The following is a 3,314-nucleotide window of genomic DNA, read 5'->3' as shown; positions in this document are numbered from 1 at the left end:
ATTAATTTTAAAAATTTATCTCTGGCTGACTGGTTAGTGTATACTTTCCCAGTCCGAAATCATAGCCGAGAACGTTGGGCGTCATTAAAAAAAACCGAGAATGAAATTTGAAATTATCGTAAATAACATATTTGATGACGTTAAATTAGACAACTCTTTAAATCCGACTGACAACAAATCAGTTCTTGGAATAATCAATGATTTTGAGAATGGAGAATGGAGATATGAAAAGTTTCAAAACTATGTTTGGGATAACATTAAAGAAACTGCTTTGAGTCATAGCGAAAGACAAGCTTTGTTGAATGATGGTGCAGGTACAATTCTTTCTGAATCAGCAAAGAAATTACGATTAATTGAATCTGTAGATGCAATTGGTAGAGGTAGTGAAATTGCAGAAATTGTTCTTTATGGAATAATGAAAGACCACTATTCTGCTCTTCCAATTGTACCTAAAATATTTTACAAACAAAACACAAAAGATGAAGCCAAAGGTTCTGACAGTGTCCACATTGTTATAGAATCAGAAGACTCTTTTTCACTATGGTTTGGAGAATCTAAATTTTACAACAGTATCGAAAATACTCGTTTAGACACAATTATCACTTCTGTGAAAGATTCTATTAGTTTAGAAAAAATCAAAAAAGAGAATAGCATTATTACCAATTTAAGTGACATCAACGATTTTGACGAAATTTCAGATGAGTTAAAAACCAAAATAAAAGCAAGTCTTTCTCAAGATGTATCAATTGATAAAATAAAGCCAATTTTAAATATTCCTATTTTACTTTTATATGAATGCGAACAAACAAAAACAGGAACAGCTTTAACAGTAGAATATAAACAAGGAATTGTAGATTATCACAAAGACAGAGCGACACAATATTTTAAAAAGCAAATTCAAAAATGTACAGATGTACATTTATACGAGAAAATTAATTTTCATATTATCCTGTTTCCTATTGCTGACAAAGATAAAATCGTAGATAAATTTATTCAAATAGCAAAAGTTTATAGAGATTAGATATGCAAGAACAAGTTTTTGATAAATGCCATATAATTAATGAACTTCTAGTTGGTAAACAAGAAAATGAAGCTCGACAAGAACTCATTAAGCTATTAGACTACCATAACACTAATGAATTAGCCTATAATCCATTGGTTAACCATTTAATAAGAGAAACAGGACTTTTCCCCTATTTAGAACCCGAAACCTCCAATTGGGAAGAACGATTTATCTACAATGCTTTTAAAGTGGACGTTGGAGAGGAAAAACCACTAACGCTTCATAGAGAACAATCATTATTGCTTAAAAGTCTTTTAGAGGGTAGAAATATTGCTGTAAGTGCACCTACAAGTTTTGGGAAGAGTTTTGTAATTGACGCTTACATCAAAATCAAAAAACCGAACAACGTATTAATTATTGTACCAACATTAGCCCTAACAGATGAAACTAGAAGAAGACTATATAAAAAATTTGCACACGAATATAAAATCATAACTACCTCTGATGTTAAATTATCAGATAAAAATATTTTTATATTTCCGCAAGAAAGAGCAATGAATTACATCAATATTGTAGAATCATTTGATATAATGATTGTTGATGAATTCTATAAAGCTAGTAGTAAGTTTGATAAAGAAAGGTCGCCTAGCTTAATTAGAGCAATGATAAAACTTGGTTCTAAATCTAATCAAAAATATTATCTCGCACCAAATATCACGTCTATAGATAGCAATCCATTTACAGAAGATATGGAATTTATCAGGCTTGATTTTAATACAGTTTTTTTAGAAAAACACAAATTATATAATCAAATAAAAAACAACGAAGAAAAGAGCGAAAAACTATTAGAAATATTATCTGAAAATAGAGGGAAATCTTTGATTTATGCAGGTACATATTCAAACATAGATAGCTTAACTTATCTTTTTCTTGACACATACGAACCTGTAAAAAATGAACTGCTTGATATGTTTGCAGATTGGCTTTCTAAAAACTATGATGTCAATTGGAGTTTAACAAAGTTAATTAGTCGTGAAATTGGTGTCCATAATGGTAGATTACACCGTTCGTTAAGTCAAATTCAAGTAAAATTATTTGAAGAAGAAACAGGTATTCGTAATTTGATTTCAACTTCTTCAATTATAGAAGGAGTGAATACGTCAGCAGAAAATGTAATAATATGGCGAAATAGAAAAGGAAGTGCAAAACTAGATGACTTCACTTACAAAAATATTATTGGAAGAGGTGGTAGAATGTTTAAACACTTTATTGGTAAAATTTACATTTTGGAAGAACCACCAATTGAAGGTAAAACTCAATTAGATATTCCATTCCCAGATGAAATATTGGGAGATTTAAACGATACGAAATATGAAGGATTACTAACTAAAGAACAAGTTGCAAAATTAAAAATCTATAATGATGAAATGGGCGAACTTATAGGCGTCCAAGCATATGACGAACTTATAGCAGAATCTGCATTTCAATCAAGTAATTCCGAATTAATTAAAACAATCGCTATTGACCTATCTACAAATCCAGAAGAGTGGAATGGTTTATATTATTTGAATGAATTCAAACCTGAAAATTGGGATAGATTATTATACAAGGTTATAAAATTACAACCAGGGAATTGGGATACGGCTTATAAAACTTTTGTCGAGTTTATTAAGATTATGGCATATAATTGGAGTAAATCCATTCCCGAATTACTAAAAGAACTTGAAGATTATGACGTTAGCATCGATAAATTCTTTCTTTTAGAAAGAAACGTAACATATAAGTTTTCTGCTCTATTAAATGATTTAAACACTTTGCAAAAAAGAATTTTAAAGGATAAACAATATGATATTTCTAAATTTATAAAGTGGTGTTCTCACGCATTTCTTCCAAAAGTGGTATTTCAATTAGAGGAATATGGTTTACCTCGAATGATTTCAAAAAAACTACACGAATCGGAAATTATTAATTTCTATGATGACGAATTGACAATTCATAGCGTAGTTGAAAGCTTTAATGAAATTGGAAAAGAAATGACTTTTGAAAAAACGAATAATTTAGATGAATTTGATAAATATATATTGAACTATTTCTTTGACGGAATAAAAATAACGAACGCCCAACAACGTATATAAAAAATAGCGGTTTTGGTGCTTAAACGAAAGATAAATAATAAAACAAAGGACAGGTATAAACCGAAAAGTTAGTGCTTAAAAATCCGCTACTTTTCATATACAAGACCGTTACCCTTAATGGCTGACCTGAAAAATTCTGACTAAATTTAATATCCTAAATGAGAATCTTGTGTGTC

Annotated in this window: 2 protein-coding genes; both read left to right on the top strand. The window is 29.6% G+C overall.

Annotation, left to right across the window (positions count from 1 at the left end; translation table 11 throughout):
* Positions 1-100: 100 nt before the first annotated feature.
* Positions 101-1,021, top strand: a complete 921-nt coding sequence (locus Q0945_RS15705) for a DUF1837 domain-containing protein (protein ID WP_299436520.1) — start codon at positions 101-103, stop codon at positions 1,019-1,021.
* Between the two features lie 2 nt (positions 1,022-1,023).
* Positions 1,024-3,138, top strand: coding sequence for a DEAD/DEAH box helicase (locus Q0945_RS15700; RefSeq protein WP_299436518.1), 2,115 nt, complete (start codon positions 1,024-1,026; stop codon positions 3,136-3,138).
* The last annotated feature ends 176 nt before the right edge of the window (positions 3,139-3,314 follow it).

The sequence above is a fragment of the uncultured Maribacter sp. genome (assembly GCF_947500405.1).
Classification (GTDB): Bacteria; Bacteroidota; Bacteroidia; order Flavobacteriales; family Flavobacteriaceae; genus Maribacter_B.
Note: the sequence above shows the minus strand (reverse complement) of the source record. Positions and strands in the feature narration are given on the sequence as shown.